Source organism: Gemmobacter sp., assembly GCF_046292685.1.
In the GTDB taxonomy this organism is placed as follows: Bacteria; Pseudomonadota; Alphaproteobacteria; order Rhodobacterales; family Rhodobacteraceae; genus Wagnerdoeblera.
Window position 1 is genome coordinate 1 of record NZ_JBKBQM010000102.1, and the last position, 1,571, is coordinate 1,571.

A 1,571-nucleotide genomic window follows, 5' to 3' on the forward strand; every position below is an offset into this window, starting at 1 on the left:
CCGAGGCGCTGCTGGCCGCGGCCCGCCCATGAAGGTCGATCGCGTCGCCATGCTCGACTGGTCTTCGGCCCGCGGCCCGAAACGCGGCAAGGATTCCATCTGGCTGGGGCTGGCCGGCGAGGGCGCGCGCCCGCCGGTCAACCTGCCGACCCGCGCTGCGGCGCAGGGCGCGCTGCAGGCGCTGCTGGCCTTGCCCGGTCGCACGCTGCTGGGCATCGACATCGGGTTCGCCTGGCCGGCGGGCTTTGCCGCCGGGCTGACGGGCACCCCCCGCGCCCTGGCCGTGTGGGATTGGCTGGCCGCCCGGGTTTCCGACGGGCCCGAAGGCAGCAACCACCGGCAGGTCGCCGCCGAGGCGAACCGGGCCTTTGCCGGCGGCGGCCCGTTCTGGGGCGATAGCACCCGCGCCGGCACCCCGGGCCTGCCGCGCACGAGGCCGCCGTTGCCGCCGGGCCTAGCCTGGCACCGCCGGATCGAGGCGGCCGCCGCCTTCGGCCGGGTGCACCCGAAGTCGCAGTTCCAGCTTGCCGGGGCGGGTGCGGTGGGGGCGCAATCCCTGACCTGCGTTCCGGTGCTGCACCGGTTGCGGGCGGCGCACCCGGGCGCCGTCGCCATCTGGCCGTTCGAGCCCGTCGCCAACGCCCGCCTGGTTGTGGCCGAGGTCTATTTCTCCTTGCTGGCGCCGGTGCTGGCCCGGGCCCTGCCGCGCTACCCCTGCCTCGATGCGGCACAGGTCGACCTGCTGGCCAGGGCGGTGCTGCGCGTCGCCGCCGAAGGCGGCTTGCCGGCGCTGATGGCACCCGGCGCCCCCGAAGCGACCGTGCAGGACGAAGGCTGGATCCTCGGCGCCGGGCGCCATGGCGCCTTGCAGGCCGCCGCCGCTGCCGCGTGATCGGCGCCCGGCCGGGCGCCTGTCGCCGACCGGGGCCGCCCTTGCCGATCCGGGCTGCGGCTCTATGCTGCCCCTCGAAAATCGGGGGCTGGCATGGCAGACGGCATACATCTGGTGAAACTTTGCGTCGGCGCCGATGCGGTCGAGGATCTGGTGGCCTGGCAGGCCAGTCAGCGCGGGCGCTGGCCGGCGGGCCGGGCGGTGCATGTCACCCGCATGTGGCCGAAACGGGAGGCCGAAGTCCTGGCCGGCGGATCGCTCTACTGGGTGTTCAAGGGCCTGATCCTCGCACGCCAGCGCATCGTCGCGCTGGAGGAAGTGCGGGGCGACGATGGTATCCTGCGTTGCGCAATTCACCTCGACGCCGAAGTGATCCGAACCGAACCCGCCCCCCGGCGCCCCTTCCAGGGCTGGCGCTACCTGCCCGCCGCCGAGGCCCCGCGCGACCTGCCGCCCACCCGCGCCGCCGACGACGTGTTGCCGCCCGCCCTGGCCACTGCGCTGGCCGAATTCGGCCTGCGCTAGAGCGGTTCCCGAGCGTCGTGAATCGCGAGGGGATTCCCATCGGGGCCGAGGCGTGATTCAGTCTGCTCGGAGCAGATGTTGGGGTTCAGGATGGGCAAACCACTTTCCATGGATCTTCGCACTCGGGCCTTGGCCGCCGTTGATGGCGGCATGA

Annotated in this window: 1 protein-coding gene and 1 pseudogene; both read left to right on the forward strand. The window is 73.6% G+C overall.

Annotated elements, in window-relative coordinates; translation table 11 throughout:
• Window positions 1–892 (forward strand): annotated as a pseudogene (locus ACK4S2_RS15735) (molybdopterin molybdenumtransferase MoeA); the annotation flags it as partial.
• 93 nt (window positions 893–985) lie between these two features.
• The gene (locus ACK4S2_RS15740) at window positions 986–1,417 is read left to right on the forward strand and encodes a DUF1489 family protein (RefSeq protein WP_409626535.1); all 432 of its coding nucleotides are present in this window, start codon (window positions 986–988) and stop codon (window positions 1,415–1,417) included.
• Window positions 1,418–1,571: the final 154 nt, after the last annotated feature.